The organism is Exiguobacterium sp. s63 (genome assembly GCF_018617335.1).
Taxonomy (GTDB): Bacteria; Bacillota; Bacilli; order Exiguobacteriales; family Exiguobacteriaceae; genus Exiguobacterium.
In genome coordinates this window covers 102695-124331 of sequence record NZ_JACSKB010000002.1, presented here as the reverse complement: position 1 = coordinate 124331, position 21637 = coordinate 102695, and the positions used below count along the sequence as shown (strand labels likewise).

The 21637-nt window shown below is 48.5% G+C and carries 22 protein-coding genes; 10 read left to right on the top strand and 12 right to left on the bottom strand.

Translation table 11 applies throughout. The features are described from left to right. Window positions 1-14: 14 nt before the first annotated feature. The 4 genes from KNO90_RS07415 to KNO90_RS07400 form a co-directional block, all read right to left on the bottom strand. Window positions 15-1109 carry an MBL fold metallo-hydrolase gene (locus tag KNO90_RS07415; protein WP_214739497.1) on the bottom strand — a complete coding sequence of 365 codons (1095 nt, stop codon included), beginning with the start codon at window positions 1107-1109 and terminating at the stop codon, window positions 15-17. Window positions 1110-1300: 191 nt separating this feature from the next. Further along, a complete protein-coding gene (locus KNO90_RS07410; RefSeq protein ID WP_214742344.1) occupies window positions 1301-1864 on the bottom strand; it encodes an SCO family protein in 564 nt (187 codons plus the stop codon). Between the two features lie 28 nt (window positions 1865-1892). Next, window positions 1893-2306, bottom strand: coding sequence for a disulfide oxidoreductase (locus KNO90_RS07405; protein WP_214739495.1), 414 nt, complete (start codon window positions 2304-2306; stop codon window positions 1893-1895). Between the two features lies 1 nt (window position 2307). Continuing rightward, a complete protein-coding gene (locus KNO90_RS07400) occupies window positions 2308-2964 on the bottom strand; it encodes a DsbA family protein (RefSeq protein WP_215113338.1) in 657 nt (218 codons plus the stop codon). 121 nt (window positions 2965-3085) lie between these two features. Between KNO90_RS07400 and KNO90_RS07395 the strand changes: the two genes are divergently transcribed. Further along, entirely contained in the window at window positions 3086-4678 is a 1593-nt protein-coding gene (locus KNO90_RS07395) for a diguanylate cyclase domain-containing protein (protein WP_215113337.1), read from the top strand. Between the two features lie 47 nt (window positions 4679-4725). Here KNO90_RS07395 and KNO90_RS07390 read toward each other — a convergent pair whose 3' ends face one another. The 3 genes from KNO90_RS07390 to KNO90_RS07380 all read right to left on the bottom strand — a co-directional run bounded on the left by KNO90_RS07390 (window position 4726) and on the right by KNO90_RS07380 (window position 9688). Further along, window positions 4726-5403, bottom strand: coding sequence for a DUF6241 domain-containing protein (locus KNO90_RS07390; protein ID WP_215113336.1), 678 nt, complete (start codon window positions 5401-5403; stop codon window positions 4726-4728). Between the two features lie 139 nt (window positions 5404-5542). Beyond that, entirely contained in the window at window positions 5543-6817 is a 1275-nt protein-coding gene (gene odhB / locus KNO90_RS07385) for a 2-oxoglutarate dehydrogenase complex dihydrolipoyllysine-residue succinyltransferase (protein WP_214739482.1), read from the bottom strand. Between the two features lie 18 nt (window positions 6818-6835). Further along, a complete protein-coding gene (locus KNO90_RS07380) occupies window positions 6836-9688 on the bottom strand; it encodes a 2-oxoglutarate dehydrogenase E1 component (RefSeq protein ID WP_214739480.1) in 2853 nt (950 codons plus the stop codon). 336 nt (window positions 9689-10024) lie between these two features. Between KNO90_RS07380 and KNO90_RS07375 the strand changes: the two genes are divergently transcribed. The 3 genes from KNO90_RS07375 to KNO90_RS07365 all read left to right on the top strand — a co-directional run bounded on the left by KNO90_RS07375 (window position 10025) and on the right by KNO90_RS07365 (window position 12033). Next, window positions 10025-10957, top strand: a complete 933-nt coding sequence (locus tag KNO90_RS07375) for an ABC transporter ATP-binding protein (RefSeq protein ID WP_215113335.1) — start codon at window positions 10025-10027, stop codon at window positions 10955-10957. Beyond that, window positions 10935-11672, top strand: coding sequence for an ABC transporter permease (locus KNO90_RS07370; RefSeq protein ID WP_214778888.1), 738 nt, complete (start codon window positions 10935-10937; stop codon window positions 11670-11672). The genes KNO90_RS07375 and KNO90_RS07370 overlap by 23 nt, the downstream gene beginning before the upstream one ends. A 166-nt stretch (window positions 11673-11838) precedes the next feature. Next, window positions 11839-12033 carry a hypothetical protein gene (locus tag KNO90_RS07365; RefSeq protein WP_214778886.1) on the top strand — a complete coding sequence of 65 codons (195 nt, stop codon included), beginning with the start codon at window positions 11839-11841 and terminating at the stop codon, window positions 12031-12033. 40 nt (window positions 12034-12073) lie between these two features. Here the strand turns inward: KNO90_RS07365 and KNO90_RS07360 are convergent, their stop codons facing one another. Together KNO90_RS07360 and KNO90_RS07355 are read right to left on the bottom strand one after the other, a co-directional pair. Further along, entirely contained in the window at window positions 12074-12853 is a 780-nt protein-coding gene (locus KNO90_RS07360) for a sulfite exporter TauE/SafE family protein (protein ID WP_214739474.1), read from the bottom strand. 32 nt (window positions 12854-12885) lie between these two features. Then, complete coding sequence (locus KNO90_RS07355) at window positions 12886-13260, bottom strand: rhodanese-like domain-containing protein (RefSeq protein ID WP_251127397.1); 375 nt, start codon at window positions 13258-13260, stop codon at window positions 12886-12888. Window positions 13261-13376: 116 nt separating this feature from the next. Between KNO90_RS07355 and KNO90_RS07350 the strand changes: the two genes are divergently transcribed. From KNO90_RS07350 to KNO90_RS14820, 3 genes are all read left to right on the top strand, one after another. After that, window positions 13377-13673 (top strand): rhodanese-like domain-containing protein, encoded by a 297-nt coding sequence (locus tag KNO90_RS07350; RefSeq protein ID WP_215113334.1) that lies wholly within the window; start codon window positions 13377-13379, stop codon window positions 13671-13673. Between the two features lie 33 nt (window positions 13674-13706). Continuing rightward, window positions 13707-15107: an MBL fold metallo-hydrolase gene (locus tag KNO90_RS07345; RefSeq protein ID WP_215113333.1), complete on the top strand. Its 1401-nt coding sequence runs from the start codon at window positions 13707-13709 to the stop codon at window positions 15105-15107. 66 nt (window positions 15108-15173) lie between these two features. Further along, a complete protein-coding gene (locus tag KNO90_RS14820; protein WP_215113332.1) occupies window positions 15174-16295 on the top strand; it encodes a TlpA family protein disulfide reductase in 1122 nt (373 codons plus the stop codon). 41 nt (window positions 16296-16336) lie between these two features. Here the strand turns inward: KNO90_RS14820 and nfsA are convergent, their stop codons facing one another. After that, window positions 16337-17086, bottom strand: coding sequence for an oxygen-insensitive NADPH nitroreductase (gene nfsA, locus KNO90_RS07335; RefSeq protein ID WP_214739467.1), 750 nt, complete (start codon window positions 17084-17086; stop codon window positions 16337-16339). A gap of 170 nt (window positions 17087-17256) precedes the next feature. On the opposite strand from nfsA, the gene KNO90_RS07330 reads away from it, so the two are divergent. Further along, on the top strand, window positions 17257-18150 hold the full coding sequence (locus tag KNO90_RS07330) for a DNA/RNA non-specific endonuclease (RefSeq protein ID WP_215113331.1): 894 nt from the start codon (window positions 17257-17259) through the stop codon (window positions 18148-18150). Window positions 18151-18232: 82 nt separating this feature from the next. Here KNO90_RS07330 and KNO90_RS07325 read toward each other — a convergent pair whose 3' ends face one another. Both KNO90_RS07325 and KNO90_RS07320 read right to left on the bottom strand, forming a co-directional pair. Continuing rightward, window positions 18233-19702, bottom strand: coding sequence for a catalase (locus KNO90_RS07325; RefSeq protein ID WP_215113330.1), 1470 nt, complete (start codon window positions 19700-19702; stop codon window positions 18233-18235). 84 nt (window positions 19703-19786) lie between these two features. Then, the gene (locus KNO90_RS07320) at window positions 19787-20383 is read right to left on the bottom strand and encodes a DUF2238 domain-containing protein (RefSeq protein WP_214739461.1); all 597 of its coding nucleotides are present in this window, start codon (window positions 20381-20383) and stop codon (window positions 19787-19789) included. Window positions 20384-20538: 155 nt separating this feature from the next. On the opposite strand from KNO90_RS07320, the gene KNO90_RS07315 reads away from it, so the two are divergent. Beyond that, window positions 20539-20952, top strand: a complete 414-nt coding sequence (locus tag KNO90_RS07315) for a VOC family protein (RefSeq protein ID WP_214739459.1) — start codon at window positions 20539-20541, stop codon at window positions 20950-20952. 101 nt (window positions 20953-21053) lie between these two features. Next, the gene (locus tag KNO90_RS07310) at window positions 21054-21602 is read left to right on the top strand and encodes a GrpB family protein (protein ID WP_214739457.1); all 549 of its coding nucleotides are present in this window, start codon (window positions 21054-21056) and stop codon (window positions 21600-21602) included. Window positions 21603-21637 lie beyond the last annotated feature (35 nt).

Below are 21637 nucleotides of genomic sequence, written 5' to 3'. Positions count from 1 at the left end.
AGCGGTGACCGAGGTCATCGCTTGTTTGCGTCTTCGAGTTCTCGCCACCACGTCGTCGTATCGTTCCGACCGTCTAGCGTGATGCGCTCCCCAATCATTGGCGTGAGAAGAACGTCTTTCGGTAAAAGAGACGCCATCTGTTCTGCCGGGTCGAACCAATCATGGAACGAGAGTGTGAACGCCCCCCAATGAATCGGAATCATCTGGTCGGCGCGTAAATCGTGAAACGCTTGCGCGGTCTCTTCCGGTTGCATATGGACGTCTGGCCAGCGTACATCATATTGACCGCATTCAAGTGCGGCGAAGTCAAACGGTCCGTACTGTTCGCCAATCATCTTGAAGTGTGGAGCGTAACCGCTGTCCCCGCTGAAGAAGAGCCGGTCCGTCTCACCGAGGACGACCCACGATGCCCATAACGTGCTGTTGCGGTCCGTCAACGAACGACCGGAGAAGTGACGCGCCGGCGTACAGACGAACGTCCAGTTCCCGAACGCATACGACTCGCCCCAATCCCGTTCCACGATTCGCTCTGCCCCGACACCCCATCGTTTCAAATGACTGCCGACACCGAGCGGCACGATGAACATGGCGACCTTGTCTTTAATCGCAAGGATCGTCCCATAGTCGAGGTGGTCGTAATGATCATGCGTCAACAAGACGACATCGATCTCAGGCAAGTCCTCAAGGTCGAACGGCAAGTCTTCACTAAAACGTTCATTTTTTGCGAACGGAAGCGGAGATGGGCTACGTCCAAACATCGGATCGACGAGCATTGTCTTCCCGTCCATTTGTACCATGAGCGCCGAATGACCGAGCCAATAGATTCTCGTGAAGCTCGAGCCCGTCTTCTCCTCAAAATCGATGGGTACGATCGGAAGACGTTCGGTAGGCTTACGAAGTGACGTCACGTCACGATAGTCACGCGCCATCGATACCATGTCCTCTGCGGAGAAGTTCATCGGTGTCTCGTATTGATTACGGAATCTCCCGTTCACCTGGTTCGGCGATTGAAGTGATTTCGGCTTACGTCCGAGTGGTTTGTACTGCGTCAAGACCGTCCCGGTGACGGCAGCCAGTCCGACTAATGAGAGCAACATCGTCTTTTTCATCTAAATCCTCTTTTCTACATGTTCGTTGAATTGATTATAGCGTGCATATCCCATCCATATAACGGTTTGTGTGCGGATTCGCTCATCTTTCAAAAAATAAGTGCTCTTGATTGTGGCGGCCTAGTCTTTCAAGTATATCAGGTTTCCCCACTCAAAAGACCTGCCCCACCGCATGTGGAACAGGTCTTCTGTTAAGACTTCTGCAAGATTTTAATGTCGTTGATGATGTCTTCGGTCGGGACGTTTTGGAAACCAGGATACGCTTTGATGATTTTCCCTTCCTGGTCGACCAAATAGAAATACGTACCGTGGTCGACTTGTGTGCCTTCGTCAGGCTTCCGGACGAGCGCCTTGAAGTTCTGTTGGGCAAACGTTTCAATCTCGTCTTGCGAGTAGCCGGAGAGGAACTGCCAATCTGCTTTCGAAAGGTCATAGCCACTCATAAACGCTTTCATTTTCTCCGGAGTGTCCACCGTCGGGTCGACGCTGAACGAAACGAACTGCACGTCTTCAACACCTTCTTCTTCGAGCGCCTCGTTCAGCTTCGTCATATTGTAAGTCATCGGTGGACAGACTGTCTCACAGCTTGTGAAGACGAAATCCGCCATCCACACTTTCCCTTTTAAATCGTCGAGGCTGACCATTTCTTCTTCTTGGTTCATGTATTCGAACGATTCAACTTCCCAATTAAGCGGATCCTCAATCTCTTGTCCGCATCCGGCTAGGACGATGAGCATCGTCATCAAACCAATCATCCACCATTTCTTCACACGCGCCAACTCCTTATCGCTTTTTGATATTCCACATGAAGAGGGTAAGGAGTGCGAAGGCTGTCAATGCGAGGAAGGGAATCGTGATGAACCCTAGCCAGTTGATATATTGACCACTACACGGAACTCCTTGTGTACACGGTTGAATTTCTGCAAAACCTGGCACTTTCTGTACCAAGTAATGGTAAAGTGAAACCAAACCGCCTATGATAGTAAGCGGTAACACATATTTACGTACTGACCGATCGTCTGTAAAGACGGCAATCCCTAGGAGGATGGTCAATGGATACATAAAGATGCGTTGAATCCAACACAACTCACATGGCACAAACTCTCGAATCTCACTAAAGTAGAGACTTCCAAGGGTTGCTGTCAAAGAGACAAGCCATGCGAGATACAGGCCGTATTTTTCGAAAAACGTCTTCATTTTACAAATCCTGTTCAATCAACTGTTGGATTTGCTCATAATTAAACGGGTCCTCGAGCATCACACCGTTAATCATAATCGATGGCGTGAACTGAATCCCATTTTCTTTCACCAATCCATCGTCTGTGCTGACTTTTTCGATGACGGTTGAATCTTCTCCGAGATCTTGCTCGAGCTGTGCCAAGTCGACCGATGTCGTCTCACTCGCAATTTCCTTCAGCTTCTCAACGGTCACCCATACGTCGTCGTGTTGTTGTGATTCTGGCTGCGCGTCGTAGAGCGCCTTGTGAAACTTCCAGAACGAATCGGGATCTTGCTCGTATACCGACTCGGAAGCGAGCGATGCCAAAATCGATTCTTGTCCATGGAACAAGACATTAATATAACTGAAGCTGACATCTTCTTTATCGAGATAGTCTGCTTTCAACTGAGGATAAATCGTTTCGCCCCATTGTTTACAAGACGGACATTTATAATCTCCAAATTCGACGATGGACACTTTCGCATCCGGATTTCCGAATGTCGGTTGTCCTTCAATCGATACGTGATCACCTCGGTCAACCGTTGTCGTTTCATCTTGATTGAGCAAGACGAACGCCAAAGCAATCAACGCGACCGCGACGACGGTCATGATGACCAACCATTGATTCTTTTTCATTCTCTTCACCTCTATCTATTTTGACTCGTCTTTCATTATAGCGGAAGCTCTTCCTCCTATCATGATATCGACTCGTTTTTCATAATTCTCTTCAATTCAAGCTTTAGGAGGTTTTTCTCGCATGATCAAGACTTTTACGATGCGCCTCGGACTTATATTGGCGCTCAGCATTGCCACGCTCGTCTTTTTACTGACGATTGCACTCACATCTCTCATCAGTCACCGGGCGTCTGACGCACTCGAACAAGAAATCGGGGAACGCCTGTCGACGACATCGCATCAATTGGCTGATAAGCTCGACTTTTATATGTGGTCACGTTATCAAGAAGTCCAACTTTTACAAGGCCTCGATTTAGAAGATCGAGACGAAACACGTCGACTCCTCGATCAAGTACAATCGAACATCCCCGCCTTCTCATGGATGGGCGTAACAGATCCAGACGGGACCGTCGTCGCTTCGACGAACGGGATTCTCGAAGGGGCATCGATTGCTGAACGACCGGTTTATCTGGAAGCACAAGATGCCCCCTTTATCGGAGACGTCCATGAGGCGGTCCTCTTAGCTGAATTATTGCCGAATCCTACGGGGGAACCGCTCCAATTTGTTGATATCAGTGTCCCGCTACTTCAAGAAGGTGTATTTCAAGGAGTGCTCGCCACGCATTTAAGCTGGGCATGGGGTGAAGAAGTACTCGGACATTTCAACCGAACGCTTCATGACCAAGTCGACGATACGGATTTATTCGTCGTCAGTGAACGAGACAACCTCGTTCTCCTCGGTCCAGATGACATGGTTGGAAAACCACTGCCCGTGTCATTTACAGAAGGGTCTTCCGTGAAAAAATGGGAAAATGGGCAGGACTATCTGACGGGTATGTCAATCGGAGAAGGGTATGATGAATATCCTGGACTTGGATGGCGCGTCGTCGTCCGTCAACCGACATCAGTCGCATTCGCACCGGTCGAGACACTTGAAACAAGAATTTTATGGATCGGTTTATTGGCCTCGTTCGTGACAGCTGTCCTTGGTTGGCTCCTCGCATCTGTCGTGACGCGACCGTTGAAGCGAATCACCGAAACGGCTTCGCTCATGGAGCAAGGGAAAGCCAATACGTTCCCTCATCAATCCGGAATCGAAGAGATCGAGTCCCTCGCATTCGCATTGGAGTCGCTCGTCACCTCCCTGACAGAGTCTGAGTCGGAGCGGGTACATTTTGAGACGCTCGCGAACCGTGACGCGCTGACTGGTCTCGCGAACCGTATCGCCTTACGTGAACAGCTGAATCAACTTCACACTTCGAAAGAGCCATACGTTTTCTTCTATATCGATCTTGATGGCTTCAAGGCTGTGAATGATACGTATGGTCACGCTGTCGGGGATGAGGTATTGGTCGAAGTCGCACAACGGTTACGAGCACTCACAATCGATGACGTCTATCCCGTCCGGTTAAGTGGAGACGAGTTCTTCCTCATGTTCCCGAGACGTCTTCGTTCAATTCAAGAGATTCTCGAAATCGGGAGTACGCTCATCGCTAAGCTTTCTGAACCGATTACGCTAGACATCGCATCGGTGAACATCGGGGCGAGTATCGGGGCATCCATTTGGAGTCCACCGGAACCACCCCATGTCGCGATCGAACAAGCGGACGACGCGTTATATCGGTCAAAAGCGAACGGGAAACAACAGCTTTCCTTCCATGAGTCGTTCGAATGAATACTGGCCCCCATACGAAAAGGAGTTCGTGATGAACTCCTTTTCGCTTACTCTTCCGTTTTCGTATTCGCGTCTTCTTGCTGCTCTTCCTCTTCTGGCATCGGCTCCAAATCCATCGTATACACGTATTCCTCCCCAAAGTTATTCAAAATGAACAACTCTTCTTCCGCACGTGTCGCGAGTCCGTCCGAGAATCCGATGGCTGCATACATCTCTTCTAGCAATACGTCCTGTTCTTTGTCAATCTCATCAAAGATAGCTTGTTCCCATCGTTCAATGATTCCTCCGAGTTGACGGTAGTCATCGTTTTTAATTTTATTTTGATCGCGTAGCAACTCCAAATAGTCACGAACCTCTTTTAGATTGTCATGCGTCATCGGGATGGCACCCGCTTTTTCTGTCGCTAAGATTTTTTGATGGGTCATCAGATGCATCGCGTCGACAAGATTTCCTTTGTTCAACTTTTTGGGATCATCAAAGATGAGTCCCGTCGTCTCCTGTGGATTGATGCGGCGCGTCACATTTTGACGGCGCCCGAGTGGGTCTTCTTCTTTGATGATGTCAATCAATTCGAGTGCTCGTGTGTAGTCTTCTTCCGTCATTTGTTCCCGGTCGAGTTCATTAGGATTCGGTCCACTCCAGTATGTATAGAAAGCATAGGCCGCGATCACCATGATGACAAGTCCGATGATTCCACCCCACCAAAATGTCTTGTTCCGTTTCATTCTGTCCCCACACCCTTTTCTCGTTGTTCTTCATCAAGGATAACATATATATCCATACAAAAATTCCATAAAAAGGGTTCCGTTGAGACCTGGCATAAAAAAATACCCGCTCCAAGATAGGAGCGAGCATCTTCTCTTCTTACGCTTCGAACAACAATTGTTCTGGATCTTCAATCATGTCTTTAATGTGCTTGAGGAATGTCACTGCCTCACGACCATCTACGATTCGGTGGTCATACGAGAGTGCGACATACATCATCGGACGGTTCTCCATCGTGTCCGCGTCGATCGCGACCGGGCGGAGTTGGATCGAGTGCATCCCGAGGATGGCAACTTGTGGTCCGTTCAAGATTGGTGTTGAGAGGAGTGAACCGAACACACCCCCATTTGTGATCGTGAACGTACCACCAGTGAGGTCGCTCAATCCGAGCTTGTTGTTACGTGCTTTGTCCGCAAGGTGAAGGATGTCTTTCTCAATCTCCCCGAAGTTTTTACGGTCCGCTTCACGGACGACCGGAACGACGAGACCGTCTGGCGCCGATACGGCAATCCCGATGTCATAATATTTCTTCAAGACGATTTCGTTGCCTTGGATCTCAGCGTTCAAGTATGGCATCCGTTTGAGAGCCGCTACCGCTGCTTTCGTGAAGAATGACATGAAGCCGAGTTTGACATCGTTGTCTTTCACGAACTTCTCTTGGCGACGTTTACGAAGTGCCATGACCGCAGACATGTCGATTTCATTGAACGTCGTGAGCATTGCGGCCGTCTGCTGCACTTCAACGAGACGGTTCGCGATCGTCTGACGACGACGCGTCATTTTGATGCGCTCTTCTTCTTTTCCACTCGCAGCCGGTTGTGGTGCCGGAGCTGCTGCCGCTGGCTTCTGCTCTTTCACAGACGGTTTCTCTTCATGTTTTGAAACGTCATGGACATTGATGCGTCCAATTGGATCGTTCGTTTGAACGGCTGAAAGGTCGATGCCTTTCTCACGAGCAAGTTTACGTGCAGCCGGTGTCGCAATCGGCCCTTTACCAGGACTGGCAACATGTTCTTCACGTTTCTCGACTTTCTTGCCTTCTTCGACGGACTCCGTCTTTTTCTCAGTCGGTGCTTCTGTTTTCGTTTCAGTCGCGTTTTCTGTCTTCGTCTTCGTCGCGACAGCCGTTCCGCCACCTGAACCTGAACCGAGACGTGCGATGACTTCACCGACTTGAACCGTGTCCCCTTCTCCAGCAAGTTGTTCTTCTAACACACCCGCTTCGTCAGCCGGGACTTCGATATTGACTTTATCGGTCTCGAGCTCGACGATGGCTTCCCCTTTTTCAACTTGATCGCCTGGCTGTTTGAGCCATGTAGCGACCGTTCCTTCTGTAATGGACTCTGCTAATTCCGGTACTTTGATTTCGATCACAATGAGTTCCCCCTTAACTTATTTACGATCTTTTTGATATGTGCTCGTGCCTGCACCGCTCGAGACGACGTCACGAGAAAGTGCTTCACGGATGATGCGTGCTTGTTCTTGTTTGTGAGCTGTCGGATTTCCTTCAGCTGGACTCGAACGACGGCGACGGCCGATATAACGAACATCGAGTCGGTTCGTAGTGACCGCTTCTAGACGAGGCTCGATATATGTCCAAGCCCCCATGTTTTTCGGTTCTTCCTGGACCCAGACGATTTCACGTGCATTCGGATAACGGCTGATGACGTCACGAATCTCACGTACCGGGAACGGATAGATTTCTTCGACTCGGATGATATGCAAGAAGTCGAGTGACTCTTCTGACTTGCCGACCGCTTCCGCAAGATCGATTGCCATCTTCCCTGTACAGAAGACGAGACGTTCGACTTTTTCCGCGTTCTCACCGAGACCTGGTTGTTCAACGATCGGTTTGAAACTCTCTTCCGTGAACGCCTCGATTGGTGACGTTGCGAGCGGATGACGAAGTAGGCTCTTCGGAGTCATGATGATCATCGGGCGAATCTCTTCTTTACCGAGCATCTCTGCTTGGCGACGGAGAATATGGAAGTACTGTGCCGCAGATGAAAGGTTAGCGACTGTCCAGTTCTTCTCTCCTGCAAGGGTCAAGTAACGTTCCATCCGTGCACTCGAGTGCTCCGGTCCTTGTCCTTCATAACCGTGTGGCAAGAGCATGACGAGGCCTGACTTTTGACCCCACTTCGCACGTCCTGCCGAGATGAACTGGTCGAACATGACTTGTGCCGAGTTCGCAAAGTCCCCGTATTGTGCTTCCCATAGGACGAGCGTGTCTTGTGCGAAGACGTTGTAACCATATTCAAATCCAAGCACCGAACCTTCTGAGAGCGGGCTGTTATAGACCGAGAACGATGCTTTTGCTGTCGATAACTGGTGGAGTGGCGAGAATTTCTTCCCTGACTCGACATCGTTCAACATGATGTTCCGCTGAGCGAATGTTCCACGTTCGGAATCTTGACCACTCAAACGAACCGGCGTACCGTCTGAAAGAATCGACGCGAATGCGAGTGTCTCCGCATGGCCCCAGTCGATCTTTCCACCTTCGCTGAATGCATCACGGCGACGGTCGAGTACTTTTTGAAGTTTGTGGAAGACACCGAAGCCTTCCGGCCAATCAAGCAATTCGTCGTTCAATTGAGTCAAGAGATCGCGTTTCACGCTCGTATCGACTTTCGGGAATCCTTTATGGACCGCATCCGGCAAGACGATATCCGCATCCTCTTCTTCAGAAGGAACGAGGTCGCGCGCTGCTTTCAGCGCCTCTTCAATCTTTTGCTCGATTTGTGCTTTCTCATCTTTCGTCATGACGCCTTCTGCCTCGAGTTGTGCGGCATAGACGTGACGGACGGACTGGTGTCCTTTGATGGCTTTATAAAGAACCGGGTTCGTGTTCATCGGTTCGTCCATTTCGTTGTGTCCGTATCGACGGTATCCAATCAAATCGACTAAGATATCTTTATGGAATTTCGCGCGATATTCACTAATCAACTTCGCGACAGCGACACACGCTTCCGGGTCATCCGCATTGACGTGGAGGACCGGAATTTCATACCCTTTAGCGATATCACTCGCGTAACGTGTCGAGCGTGAATCGTTCGGGTCTGTTGTGAAACCGATCGTGTTGTTGGCGATGACGTGAACCGTCCCACCTGTACGATATCCCGTCAAGTTCGTCATATTGAGTGTCTCTGCGACAATCCCTTGTCCCGGGAACGCTGCATCTCCGTGAATCAAAATCGATGCCGCCAAATCATCATGCTGTACAGCTGATCCTTTTTCAGAACGATCATCTTGTGCGGCACGCGTATACCCTTCGACGACTGACCCGACGAACTCGAGGTGACTCGGGTTGTTCGCTAAGTTGAGACGGACTTCTTTTTGCTGTTCGACGACTTTGCGATCGAGACCGAGGTGATATTTCACATCGCCCGACCATCCGAAGTTGATGCCGATTGATCCTTCAGATGGGATCAATTCTTTGTTCGGTGCATGTTGGAACTCCGCAAAAATCATCTCGTACGGTTTGCCGAGGACGTGAGCGAGGACGTTTAGACGTCCACGGTGAGCCATCCCGATGTTGATATGTTCAGACCCGCTCGAAATAAGGCCACCGACCATCGCATCGAGAAGTGGTACCATCGCATCTAACCCTTCGATCGAGAAGCGTTTTTGTCCGACGTATGTCTTATGAAGGAATGATTCAAACAATTCCGTTTCCGCAAGACGTTTGAACAATTCAATTTTTTCTTCTTTTGAGAAGGTGTGCTTCAATGCACCTTGTTCAACTTGGCGACGGATCCACTTCTTCTCTTCCATATCATCTAAATGACGGAGTTCGATAGCGACCGTCCCTGTATAAACATCGAGCAAATGCCGGAATAAATCTAGAGCACTCGCGTTTGGCTTAGGTGCATCGTCGGAAAGAAGACGAGCTGGAATTTGTTTTAAATCGTCTTCTGTCAAATCGTACCGTGACAATTCGAACAATTCCTGTTCGCGCGGATGGTCTTTTAACGGATAAATATCAGCCGCTTTATGACCGAACGCACGAATATCGTTGACGAGACGTGTCGCCGAGACGACTTTCTCCAAATCAAACGATGGACCCGAGACCGGTACTTCTGTCGGTGATGATTCTGGCGCCCCAAATTCATCAAAATATTGACGCGTCTCTTCATCGACCGATGATGGGTCTTCCAAATATTGTTCGTACAGTTCAATGATGTAGCCTAAGTTAGGACCATAAAATGCCTGCGATTTCTCGTGAACATTCGACGACTCTCCCATTGAATAAATCCCCCTTATCCATTCCTAAACGTCCAATCTGTGAACGCTTTCATTTTAACATGTAGCCCGAAGCAGTTCACCCTTCTCCTACCCTGGTGAACAAAACCAAATCTTGCCTCTTACGCTCAACTACATACTACACCTTTCGTGCCGGAAAGACCCTTACAAATTCACAATTCGTCCATACTATTTCGATAAGTTTTGCTTATCGATAAATTGTGTCATGATCAATTTGTTTCAACGATTTCAAAAAATGATGAAACCTTATTTCAAACAAGCCGTAGAAGGGGATGTAGGCAGTACACTATCACTCTTAATAGAAAGCTAGGTGACCACATGTTATCCGTACAAAATGTCCATAAGAAAATGGGAAAAGCAACGGTATTGACGAATGTCAGCTTTGACGTCGTTCCAGGAGAAATTTTCGGATTCCTCGGACCGAACGGCGCCGGGAAAACGACAACCATCCGAATCATCACGGGCCTCATGCCAGCAACGCATGGAACTGTGACGGTCGATGGGTATGACGTAGCAAACAATCGCCAAGAAGCGCTCAGCCGTATCGGAGCCATCGTCGAGAATCCGGCGTTCTATCCGTACATGACCGGTCGTGAAAACTTGATTCACGCCATGAACTTGATTCCGAACTTGAAAAAAGTCGACTTGAACGCACTCGGTGCGCTCGTTGGACTTGACGGAAAGCTCGATATGAAAGTCAAGCAGTACTCACTCGGGATGAAACAGCGCCTCGGGATTGCCCGTGCCTTGTTGCATAATCCGAAAGTACTCATCTTGGATGAACCGACGAACGGGCTCGACCCAGCCGGCATCGCCGACCTCCGAAATTACTTACGCCACCTTGCCGATCACCGTGGAATCGCCATCTTGATTTCGAGTCATTTGTTGAGCGAGATGGAATTGATCACCGACCGCTTCGCCATCATCGACCAAGGACAAATCAAATCAGTGGAAGACGGGAAGACGAAAGCAGACAGCGTCATCCTCTGTAAAGTTGCCAAAGAGCAGATGAATGAGGCACTCGATGTTGCCGCCCTCACCTTCGATGACGTGAAGATCGTCCAGCAATCTGCCGAGGCGTTTATCGTGCCGCGACAGGAGACGGACATTCCGGTCTTACTGAAACAATTAATCGTGCGTGATATCGCCGTCTATCAAATTGGCATGAAACACGAGTCGCTCGAAGAACAATTCTTGAAATTGACGAAAAAAGAAGGAGGTACGAACAATGCGTTCATTACTCAGCAATGAATGGATGAAATGGCGCCGCACGATTAAGCCTTACGTTGCTTTAGGCGTATATACGGCAATCATCCTCATCGTATACGCTGTATTAGCCAGTGGAGACGGGACACCGGAAGCGGCATCGTTCTTTGAATTCTCAACGATGGGCGCCATCGCTTTCCTAAGTATCTTTACGATCGTCTTTACAGCCGAGATGGTTGGGAACGAATTGAAATTTGACACGTTGAAGCATCTTTTGATGAGTCCATATTCCCGAGACCGCATCTTGTTGTCGAAACTCGTCATGGCCGTTCTCGTCATGTTGCTCCAATTTGTTTTCATCTTAGTCGTCGCGTTTGGCTTCTCGCTCACGTTAGACGGCTCTGTCACATGGGATGTCGTCCGTCCGATCCTCATCAGTGTGAGTGGACCGATCTTCATCATCTTCTTGACGCTCATGTTCTCGGTCGTCTTCAAGTCAGTCGGGGTCGTCATCGGATTCACGGTGCTCGCGAACTTCGCTTCGAGTATCATCGGTGGACTTCTCGTCGCCTGGAAACCCGAGCTTGCGAAATGGATCGTCTTCTTGCATACGGATCTTTCCATCTATGACGTCAACCCAGAGTTCATGAAAGCGATGGACGCGACGATGGGCTTCTCGATTTTCTATGTCGCCCTTCATATCATCGCCTTCTACCTCATCACGGCGTTTATGTTCCGAAGCAAAACGTTCGCGGAATAAACATTCAATCCCTTTCGATTCGTTCGAAAGGGATTTTTTCTCCTGTGATGCTATAGGTGTGATACGTCTCAATTATCTTTGTCACACAATCTCAATATTATGCCAGAAGTCTCTCAACGGTATACGATATCATAAAGATAACAGCACTAAAGAAGGATGTGACGATATGGTTCTCACCATCGGGTTAGCATTGCTTGTCTGTTTGATCGCACTCATATTCACCATCATGGTCGGGCTCGGCAAAGACCATTCCACGTATAGCCAGAAAAAAAGTTGGTCGATGGTTTCTTGGGTTTACGTCATCTTGCTCCCCGCCTCGTTTATCGGACTCGGTCTTCTCTACTATTTCATTACGAAGTAACACAAAAAACACGATGCCAAACAAATGGCATCGTGTTTTTTTACGAGATTAAGTCGCTCCAAATTTTGATGGTACTGGCCAAGATGAGTAACGCCAAAATCCATTGCAACGCTTTTGTATGCATATTTTTACCGACATTCGCCCCGATCGGTGCGGCAATCAGACTGGCGATAATCATAATAATCGCCGGACCCCAGACGATTTGGTCTGTGATGATTTTCCCGAACGTCGACCCGATGGACGAGATAAACGTGATGGCGAGTGAACTTGCAATCGCCATTTTTGTCGGGATGCGGAGAACGACGAGCATGATCGGCATGAGAATGAACGCCCCTGCAGCTCCAACGATTCCCGCTGCGACTCCGACAATGAATGCAGAGCTTGCGGCAATCATCTTGTTGAACTGGACTTGATCAAGTGGCATATCATCCACTTGTGGTTTCGGTAAAAACATCATCACAGTCGCAATCGTCGCGAGTACGGCGTAAACGACATTGATGGCTGTTTCAGATAGCAACGTCGACCCGTATCCACCAATGAAACTACCAATCAAGACCGACACACCCATATATAATATTAACTGTTTGTTTAAGTATCCGCCTTTACGATAGGCATATATCCCACCGATTGTCGCAAAGAACACTTGAATGGCGCTGATTCCCGATACTTCGTGGGCACTGAACGCCGCAAATCCTAAGAGTGGTGGGATGTACAACAACATCGGATATTTGATGATTGACCCACCAATTCCGACCATCCCTGAAATAAATGACCCGATGAAACCAATTAAAAAAATCGTAATGATAAACCCAAACTCCATATCGATTCCTCCATTATCCTTTTATTCTCTTCTTATTCAGAAGCTTCCCAAGCCATCATGCCGCCTGACACATCATAGATTTCGGTATAGCCTGCCTCTTGTAATCGGCTAGCAGCCTGAGCACTTCGGTTCCCACTCCGACAGATGAGGTAGATCGGCTCGTCTTTCGGATACGGCAACTCGTTGGCATCTAATGAAGAAAGTGGTGCGTTCACCGCTCCTTCAATATGCCCCCCCTCGTATTCGGACACTTCTCGAACGTCAAGGAGTGTTATTTCCTCGTTTTCCAATTTGTTTTGTAGAGTTTTAGCATCGATTTTCGTTATCCCGCCCTTTTCTGATGTGATTACAAAGATAAAAATCGCCATTAAAGCCAAAATTCCAACAAATAAGGAAATCCTCTTCATTTTTTCGCCTCCAATTCTTTTCACTTGCGCTCATTATACCTTAGGGGGTATATTAAAGCCAACGAAACATTCTCGTTGCCAAAAAACCTTACACACGAAAAGGAGATCAAAGACTCATGAAGACGATTACGACTACTGAATTAGAAGCATTACTCCAAGCGGACGAATCACTCAATTTGATTGATGTGCGAGAAGTGGATGAATATGACGGCGGCCACATCAAACAAGCGAAAAACGTACCACTTTCTGAATTCGGGGCAAAAGTCGATGAGCTCGATCGCTCTAAACCAATTCACGTTATTTGCGCAGCTGGCGGACGCAGCATGAACGCATCTGCTTATCTCGACTCACTTGGATTCGACGTCACGAACGTCGACGGTGGAATGATGAGCTGGCAAGGCGAAGTCGAATAAAAACCATTATTTTAGTCATAGGGGGAATTTCACATGTTATTACGTTATTTTTATGATGAAAAATTAGCACAAGCTTCATATATGGTCGGTTGCCAAATGACAGGAGAAGCGATCGTTATCGACCCGGCCCGTAACATCGAGCCATATCTTCAGGAAGCGAAAAAAGAAGGCATGAACATTGTTGCAACAGCTGAGACACACATCCATGCGGACTTCGTATCGGGCTCACTCGAACTCGCGAAGCGGACAGGTTCGAAAGCTTATTTATCAGATGAAGGCGACGCTTCATGGAAATACGCATTCGCCAAAGACATCGATGCACAACTCGTGAAAGACGGTGACACATTCAAAGTTGGTAATGTGACACTTGAAGTCATGCATACACCGGGTCACACACCAGAACACATTTCGTTCCTTCTGTATGACCGGAACCAGACACAACCGATGGGGATTTTCACAGGCGACTTCGTCTTCGTCGGAGATATCGGTCGCCCTGACCTTCTTGAAGAAGCAGCCGGTGTGAAAGGAACGACGGCAATCGGTGCGGAACAAATGTTTGATTCACTCAAAAAATTCATGGTGCTCCCTGATTTCGTTCAAGTTTGGCCTGGACACGGTGCTGGTAGTGCTTGTGGGAAAGCGCTCGGCGCGATTCCGACATCGACAGTCGGTTACGAGAAAGCAACGAACTGGGCCCTTCAAATGACGGACAAAGATGCCTTCATCAAAGAGTTGACGACTGATCAACCCGAACCACCGAACTACTTCGCCATGATGAAGAAAGTGAACAAAGAAGGCATTCAAGTGACGACAAAAATCGCTCGCCCAGAAATCGTAGGCACAGATCGTCTCGATACACTTGTTGAAAATACACAGGTCGTCGATACGCGTAAAGGTGAGGACTTTGCGAACGGACACGTCCCTGGGACAATCAATATCCCGTACAACAACAAGTTCGTCTCGTGGGCAGGCTGGCTCGTCAACTTCGACAAAGACATCACACTTATCGCGAGTGCGGAAGATGTCGATCAAGTACAAACTGATCTTCAATCAATCGGTCTCGATCGCCTCCGCTTCATCGTCCCAGTCGAAGAACTCGACGCATCGCTCTTGACGGAAACGTATACGGACGTGACGGCAGAAGAAGCCATCGATGCTGCTGAAAAAGGTGAAGTGTTCGTCCTCGACGTTCGAAACGCGACCGAATGGAACGCGAGCCATTACGAAAAGGCAGAACGCATCTTACTCGGTAAACTCGTACGGGATCACGAAGGTCTTCCGACAGACCAAACGATTGCGGTCCACTGTGCATCAGGCGTCCGCTCACGCATGGCGGCAAGTGTCCTTCAATCGCTCGGCTACAAAGATATCCATAATATCCTTGGTGGCTATGGTGCGATGAAGACTGTCTTGAACGCTCAACAAATCAAGTAATGCTATACTGACTAGGAATATGGCGCCCGCTTCGAGAGGGGCGCCTTTTGTTTAGGAGGGAAAGACGTGGTCGCGATTGGTCCACTCAACATTCGTTTTGATTTACTCATCTTTTTACTAAGCCTTGTCGTCCTTTACGGGATCTTTCGCTTTCGCGGACTGACGAGTAAACAACGGGAAGCCGTCATCGGCACATGGTTCTATGGATTTCTTGCCTGGAAAGGGAGCGCCATCGTCATTGGTCTAATGACGACACGTGACCTGTCGCTCGCGCTTTATGCAACGGGAGGCGCTTGGTCTCAATGGATTGCGGCCGCTATTGTCCTTTGGTTCGTCTATCGACTCGACCGAGACCTTTTAGGCTATTGGGTGCTGAGCGGCCTTTTCATTTGGTTCGGTATGACGCTCGCGGTTCCAATGTACGGAACGATTTGGCGTTTCCCAGATCAGCCGATTCATGTATGGAGTGCAACCCTCATCCTTCTGCTACTCGGGATGACGTGGCGCTGGATGCATCAACCGACTCGTGGGAACATTCTTTGGACCACATTCGGTGTATCTAGTATTTGGTTATTCGAATCGTATGCGGTCGGACAGATTCAATGGTGGACGATCGGAATCGTCACCATCCTGTTCGGATTGAGCGTTGTTCTCGCTCGCCCTTCTAGAAAAGCGATTCAACTCAGTATCGGTGTACTTGTGTTGCTCGCGGTCGTGAATGTAGCCATACCTGAACAGGAGGCACAAACTGTCACGAGAGAGACGGCGTCGACCGGGCTAAATATCGGACAAATCCCTCCTTCGTTCGCATTACAGCGAACCGATGGGAGTACGTTCGACTTAGCATCGTTACGTGGTCAGCGCGTCATCGTCAACTTCTGGGCGTCCTGGTGTCCGCCGTGTCGTGCAGAGATGCCCGATATGGCGAATTTCGCGAAAAAACGAGACGACGTGACGATTGTCGCCGTCAACACTACGACGAGCGAACGCGACCCTGACAACGCTGTCTCATTTGTCGAACCATACGAAGATGCCTTTACCGTCGTCTATGATCGTTACGGCCAAGTCGGTGATGCGTATCGGATTCAAGCGATGCCAACGACGTATGTGCTAGATGAATCTGGCGTGATCATCGCGAAACAATTTGGTGCCATTGACAAGAATTGGCTCGACGCTCAACTACATTGAACATCATAAAACCGCCGACATTGAGTTGTCGGCGGTTTCTCTTATTGCTTCAAATAGCCTTGTGCTTTCAAAAAGTCTTTGACGTCAAGACGTGTCGATTTCGACAACATGCGTCCCATCTGTCCGGTCCACGTATCCTTACGCGGATTCGAGCCACGGACCATGTAGTAATCATGGATCAATGCATCATAATCCGAAAGGGACTGTTTGATGCGTTCTGGATTCGTCTCGTACGTATTCTCATGGTAGACGTGATGGAACGGGAGACGAGGTTTCTGATCTTCGACTGAAGCCGGTACACCGACTGCCATCCCGAAAAGCGGAATGACCCGCTCCGGCAATTCGAGCACTTCTTTCACGGCAAAGAGGTCGTTCCGAATGCCTCCGATATAACAGATGCCGAGTCCCATCGACTCTGCCGCTATGGCCGCATTTTGTGAGGCGAGCGCCGCGTCAATCACAGCAACCAAAAGTTTTTCATCCGTCTCAAGCGTCGCAGATACTTCAGTCTCCTGTAGCTCACCAATCATTTCATGCCGATGCAGGTCTGCACAGAATACGAAAAAGTGACCGTTCTCGACGACATAGGACTGGTTGCCCGCAATCTCAGCGAGTCGTTTCTTCTTCGCTTCATCGGTCACCCCGATGATGGAGTAGGCTTGGATGAAGCTAGATGTCGATGCCCGTTGTGCGCTCTCGACGATGGTCTGGATTTGTTCATCTGTTAATGTCTCGTCCGTAAAATCGCGGACGGAACGGTGGTTCAATAAGGTCTCAATCACTTCGTTCATACGTTCTTCCCCCTTTTTTCAATCTTGGCACAAGCTCTCTGAATCCACAAATGAGAGGAATCCATTGAGCACATTTTGAGGAGAGAACGCTCATATCTTGTTTTCTTATGCTATCATTATAAGCTACATAGTAAATACGATAGCCTAACTTCGAATAAGGAGCGAGATACATGAAAAGAATACCATTTTACATCCCATTCTTACTTGGGGTGCTGTTTCTCTCCGGTTGTACGGATGCCGATGTGAGCGTCCCGACGTCGACTGAGGAAACGGTCGAAGAGGAGCCGGCACAAGAGGAACAAACCACCGAGACGCCTTCACCTGAACAGGAAGAAGATGTATTTGAAGGCTATACGTTGATCGAGGTGGATGGCGGCGATCAATCCGGTAGTCGTGAAGCAAATGTCGTCGTCGATATCGGCTTCGGCGACCGGGAGTACTGGGCGTTCACGAACGAGCATGGTCAGCTGGTTCGCGTAATCGCCGATGAGATTGTCCTGCAGGATGATAAGACCGAAGACGTCAATTCTTCAGGACGTTACTATTCAGACGAGGCGAAAGTTCCAGGTGTCGAAGACCCAAACCTCGATGAAGGTCATATCATTGCCGATTCGCTCGGCGGCGTCTCGAACGCCTACAACATCACACCACAAAACAGTGCACTTAACCGTTACGGGGATCAGGCGTTCATGGAAGATGTCATTCGAAAAGCCGGCGGAGCGAAAAACTTCGAAGCCATCATCACCTATCCGAATACAACGACTCAGATTCCTTCCCACTATCAATATACGTATACCGTACGCGGCAACACGGTCACGGATTCGTATGATAACGCGGATCCAGAAGAGGTGAACGAATCGCTCGATTTGACGGACGACTCCCCTCCTGCAGTGACGACGGATCCAGTCGAGGAACGCGACTTATCCGATATCGACGTTGACGGGAACGGGCAAGTGACCATCAAAGAAGCAAAAAACGCCGGATTTGAGATGCCGATCACGCGTGACCATTGGTTGTACCAGTATATGGACGACCGTGACGGTGACGGGATGGTCGGAGAGTAACAACAATGAACGAGACGTTTCTCCACGAGAGGAACGTCTTTTTGCATATAAAAAACCGCGGTACATGACCGCGGCTACTCGTTTATTTCGACATTTGGTTCAAGAATGGTGCGAGATCGACGTTCAACTCGTTCGAGAGACGCTCCCCGAGTTCACGGTCAGCACGATAGAAGTTGCAAATCAAAAGGAGAACCGTCTTCTCATGACGAACTTCTTTGATGTGAGCGACAAGGTTCCGGATGAGCGCGTCCTTCTCTTCTTGAGAATAGCGACGGTACACTTCTCCGGCTTGACCGAAGTCGTTCGTCTTCTCAATCTTCTGGCGACCCGTCACGCCTGTGATCGGTTGCGGCGTTTCAATATAGTTCGCATTCGGTTTCGGCGCATCTTCATAACGGTTCGGCTCATAGTTGACCGGGCTCTTCTGTTGCTTAAATGGCATCGCCCCGTCACGCTGGTTGTTCGCGACTTGAGCGAACGGGCAGTTGATCGGAAGTTGGAGATAGTTCGGTCCGATGCGGTGACGCTGCGTATCCGAATACGAGAAGAGACGTCCTTGAAGCATCTTATCTTCTGAAGGCTGAATTCCTGGTACGAGGACGCCCGGGTTGAAGCCGACTGATTCAGTCTCGGCGAAGAAGTTGTCGACATTCTTGTTGAGGGTCATCGTTCCGACTAATTGATACGGGATGACATCCTCGAACCAATCTTTCGTCGCATCGAGTGGGTCAAAGTCAAAGTTGTCCATGTCCGCTGGGTCTAGAATTTGTACATATAGATCCCATTCCGGATAGTCTCCATTTTCAATGGCGTTGAACAAATCACGTGTCGCATGGTTGAAGTCTTCCGCTTGAATTTTCGCAGCTTCTTCCATCGATAAGTTTTGAATGCCTTGTTTAGGTACCCAGCGCATCTTTATGTACACCGTGTTTCCGAATTCATTCACCCACTTGAATGAATGGACGGACGATCCACGCATATGGCGATACGACGCCGGAATACCTTCGTCACTGAATAAATGAAGAAGCATATTCGTTGATTCAGGTGTGAGCGACATGAAGTCGAAGAAGCGGTCCGGATCTTGAAGGTTTGTTTGTGGGTCCGGTTTGAGCGAGTGAATCACGTCCGGGAATTTAATCGCATCGCGGATGAAGAACACCGGCAAGTTGTTTCCGACGAAATCATAGTTCCCTTCTTCCGTGTAAAACTTGACGGCGAAACCACGTGGGTCACGAAGCGTCTCTGGTGAACCTAAACCATGGATGACGGTCGAGAAACGAGCAAACACAGGTGTCTCTTGCCCCTCTTCTTGCAAGAAGGCGGCTTTCGTATATCGTTTCATACTATTTTTTACAGTGAAGACACCATGCGCCCCTGCCCCTCTCGCATGAACGACACGTTCTGGTACACGTTCACGATCGAAATGCGCTAATTTCTCAATTAATTGGTAGTCTTCGAGAAGCGTCGGTCCCCGACGACCCGCAGTGATGGAGTTAGCGTTATCCCCGATTGGTACGCCTTGGTTCGTAGTTAGTTGACGATGTTGATCCATATGATTGCCTCCCGTTATTTATAATCATTACAATATTGATATTAATAAAAGATTAGAATGATTACAAATAAAAAAGCTCGTGACTCACGAACTTTTTTTCATGTGTCTCTTTTGTTTGGCTTTTTCACGTTGATGGAGCGTCACGACGAAGAACGCAGCGAGCACTCCACCGAGTGACCCGGCGATGATGTCGACCATCGTATCGTCGTTCCCGTTCCCTTGCATCGTCGTGTTCAATACGACGTCGGATGTGAATTCATACATCTCCCAAAGAGCCGCACCGGCCATTGAAAAGACGACAATGTATACGAATAAAAATCGTTTCGGGATCTCGGTCCGAATGTCGTCATCGAGCCGGCTGAAGAAGTCGAATCCTAAGAATGCGAGAAAGATACCGCTCAAGAGATGAAGGAATGTATCCCACCAACCGTTTCCGTACAATCCGACGATCGACCCTAAATACTGTGAGGCAAATAGGAACAGGATATACGCCACCTTCATCTTACTATCGAGTTCTGTTTTGAACGTCTTTTCGATAAAAAACGGGATGAGACCAGAGATGATTCCGGCCCCCGCCACACTCGCATCGAACCATGATTCTTCTAGAATCGATGTCACGAGCATGACCGCCATGAACAAGACGAATCCGAATTCGAGGATACGTCCTTTCGTGAGATTCATGATAGTTCGCCTTCTTTCGTCTATTTTGTTCTCTATTCACTTTATTCCCAAGTCTCAATTGGGTTCAATCACACAATCGAATTTAGTTGGACTCACTTGCGTTTTACGAACATATGTTCTATAATGAATATTATGAATCCGAGGAGGAACTTGCTATGCCCATCAATCCGTATCTCAACTTTAACGGGAACTGTCGAGACGCCGTGAACTTCTATGCGGACGTATTCAAACACGCTGCTCCAGACATCATGACGTTCGGTGATCAACCTGGTCCAGACGGTCAACCGGTGCCGAGTGAAATGGCTGATCTCGTGCTGCATACCCGACTCTTGATTCACGGCTCATCGCTCATGTTCTCTGATGCCATGCCTGACGGACCGGTCACGTTCGGTGACAATGTCACGCTCGCTGTCGTCACGGACGACCTCGATGCCATCCATCGTGAATTCGAGGCGCTCTCTGTGAACGGACGTGTCTTGATGCCGCTTCAAGAGACATTTTGGAGCAAAGCATATGGCATGCTCGAAGACCAGTTCGGTGTCCAGTGGCAGTTCAGCCACGAAGCATGATCGTCCAAAAGACCTCAAACACATTTTTATGATGAGGTCTTTTGTTCGTTTCAAGATTAGCTTCGCCACAGAGAGTACTTTCAAGGAGATGAATCAAACTCATGAAAGAAGAGAATCCTGATCACTTAACGATTCCTATTTGGGCATATGAGGCGATTGAAATAGAAGATGCAAATATGCAATGGGAAGCATATGGTCTACGTGAAACAAGAGAGTTGTCTGACGTACTTTCAAAATTTGATATTAAGGGAGCAGAACATATAGGTAGCACAGCGGTTCCCGGTCTACCTGCAAAACCCATTATTGATGTGATGATTCGAATCGAATCGTTTGTAAATATGAATGCGATTGTTGATACTTTAACCGCATATGGTTGGCACTATGTACCACCTGAATTGGATGGAAAGCCCTGGCGCAGATTTTTTGTGAAAGTGAAAGATGATAAACGAGTTGCTCATTTGCATCTCATGAAAGGCACAGAAAAACGGTGGGAAGAACAGATTGAATTTCGAGACAAGCTACGGGAATCTCCTTTACTCGCGAAGGAATACGGGCTTCTAAAAAAGCAGTTAGCGACTGAATTTCGTGAGGACAGAGAAAAATATACTGAAGCCAAAGCTGAATTTATAAATCGAGTATTAAACTTCTGATACAGATGAAGACCCCATCGCTAATCTACGATGGG

What these genes read in the sequence shown, in the direction of transcription:
- KNO90_RS07345 (WP_215113333.1), top strand. Translation starts at nt 13,707, where the DNA reads ATGTTATTACGTTATTTTTATGATGAAAAATTAGCACAAGCTTCATAT.
- KNO90_RS07325 (WP_215113330.1), bottom strand. Translation starts at nt 19,702, where the DNA reads ATGGATCAACATCGTCAACTAACTACGAACCAAGGCGTACCAATCGGG.
- nfsA (WP_214739467.1), bottom strand. Translation starts at nt 17,086, where the DNA reads ATGAACGAAGTGATTGAGACCTTATTGAACCACCGTTCCGTCCGCGAT.
- KNO90_RS07330 (WP_215113331.1), top strand. Translation starts at nt 17,257, where the DNA reads ATGAAAAGAATACCATTTTACATCCCATTCTTACTTGGGGTGCTGTTT.
- KNO90_RS07355 (WP_251127397.1), bottom strand. Translation starts at nt 13,260, where the DNA reads ATGAAGAGGATTTCCTTATTTGTTGGAATTTTGGCTTTAATGGCGATT.
- KNO90_RS07370 (WP_214778888.1), top strand. Translation starts at nt 10,935, where the DNA reads ATGCGTTCATTACTCAGCAATGAATGGATGAAATGGCGCCGCACGATT.
- KNO90_RS07310 (WP_214739457.1), top strand. Translation starts at nt 21,054, where the DNA reads ATGAAAGAAGAGAATCCTGATCACTTAACGATTCCTATTTGGGCATAT.
- KNO90_RS07375 (WP_215113335.1), top strand. Translation starts at nt 10,025, where the DNA reads ATGTTATCCGTACAAAATGTCCATAAGAAAATGGGAAAAGCAACGGTA.
- KNO90_RS07405 (WP_214739495.1), bottom strand. Translation starts at nt 2,306, where the DNA reads ATGAAGACGTTTTTCGAAAAATACGGCCTGTATCTCGCATGGCTTGTC.
- KNO90_RS07400 (WP_215113338.1), bottom strand. Translation starts at nt 2,964, where the DNA reads ATGAAAAAGAATCAATGGTTGGTCATCATGACCGTCGTCGCGGTCGCG.
- KNO90_RS07415 (WP_214739497.1), bottom strand. Translation starts at nt 1,109, where the DNA reads ATGAAAAAGACGATGTTGCTCTCATTAGTCGGACTGGCTGCCGTCACC.
- KNO90_RS07350 (WP_215113334.1), top strand. Translation starts at nt 13,377, where the DNA reads ATGAAGACGATTACGACTACTGAATTAGAAGCATTACTCCAAGCGGAC.
- KNO90_RS07390 (WP_215113336.1), bottom strand. Translation starts at nt 5,403, where the DNA reads ATGAAACGGAACAAGACATTTTGGTGGGGTGGAATCATCGGACTTGTC.
- KNO90_RS07365 (WP_214778886.1), top strand. Translation starts at nt 11,839, where the DNA reads ATGGTTCTCACCATCGGGTTAGCATTGCTTGTCTGTTTGATCGCACTC.
- KNO90_RS07380 (WP_214739480.1), bottom strand. Translation starts at nt 9,688, where the DNA reads ATGGGAGAGTCGTCGAATGTTCACGAGAAATCGCAGGCATTTTATGGT.
- KNO90_RS07360 (WP_214739474.1), bottom strand. Translation starts at nt 12,853, where the DNA reads ATGGAGTTTGGGTTTATCATTACGATTTTTTTAATTGGTTTCATCGGG.
- KNO90_RS07315 (WP_214739459.1), top strand. Translation starts at nt 20,539, where the DNA reads ATGCCCATCAATCCGTATCTCAACTTTAACGGGAACTGTCGAGACGCC.
- KNO90_RS07410 (WP_214742344.1), bottom strand. Translation starts at nt 1,864, where the DNA reads ATGATTGGTTTGATGACGATGCTCATCGTCCTAGCCGGATGCGGACAA.
- KNO90_RS07320 (WP_214739461.1), bottom strand. Translation starts at nt 20,383, where the DNA reads ATGAATCTCACGAAAGGACGTATCCTCGAATTCGGATTCGTCTTGTTC.
- KNO90_RS07395 (WP_215113337.1), top strand. Translation starts at nt 3,086, where the DNA reads ATGATCAAGACTTTTACGATGCGCCTCGGACTTATATTGGCGCTCAGC.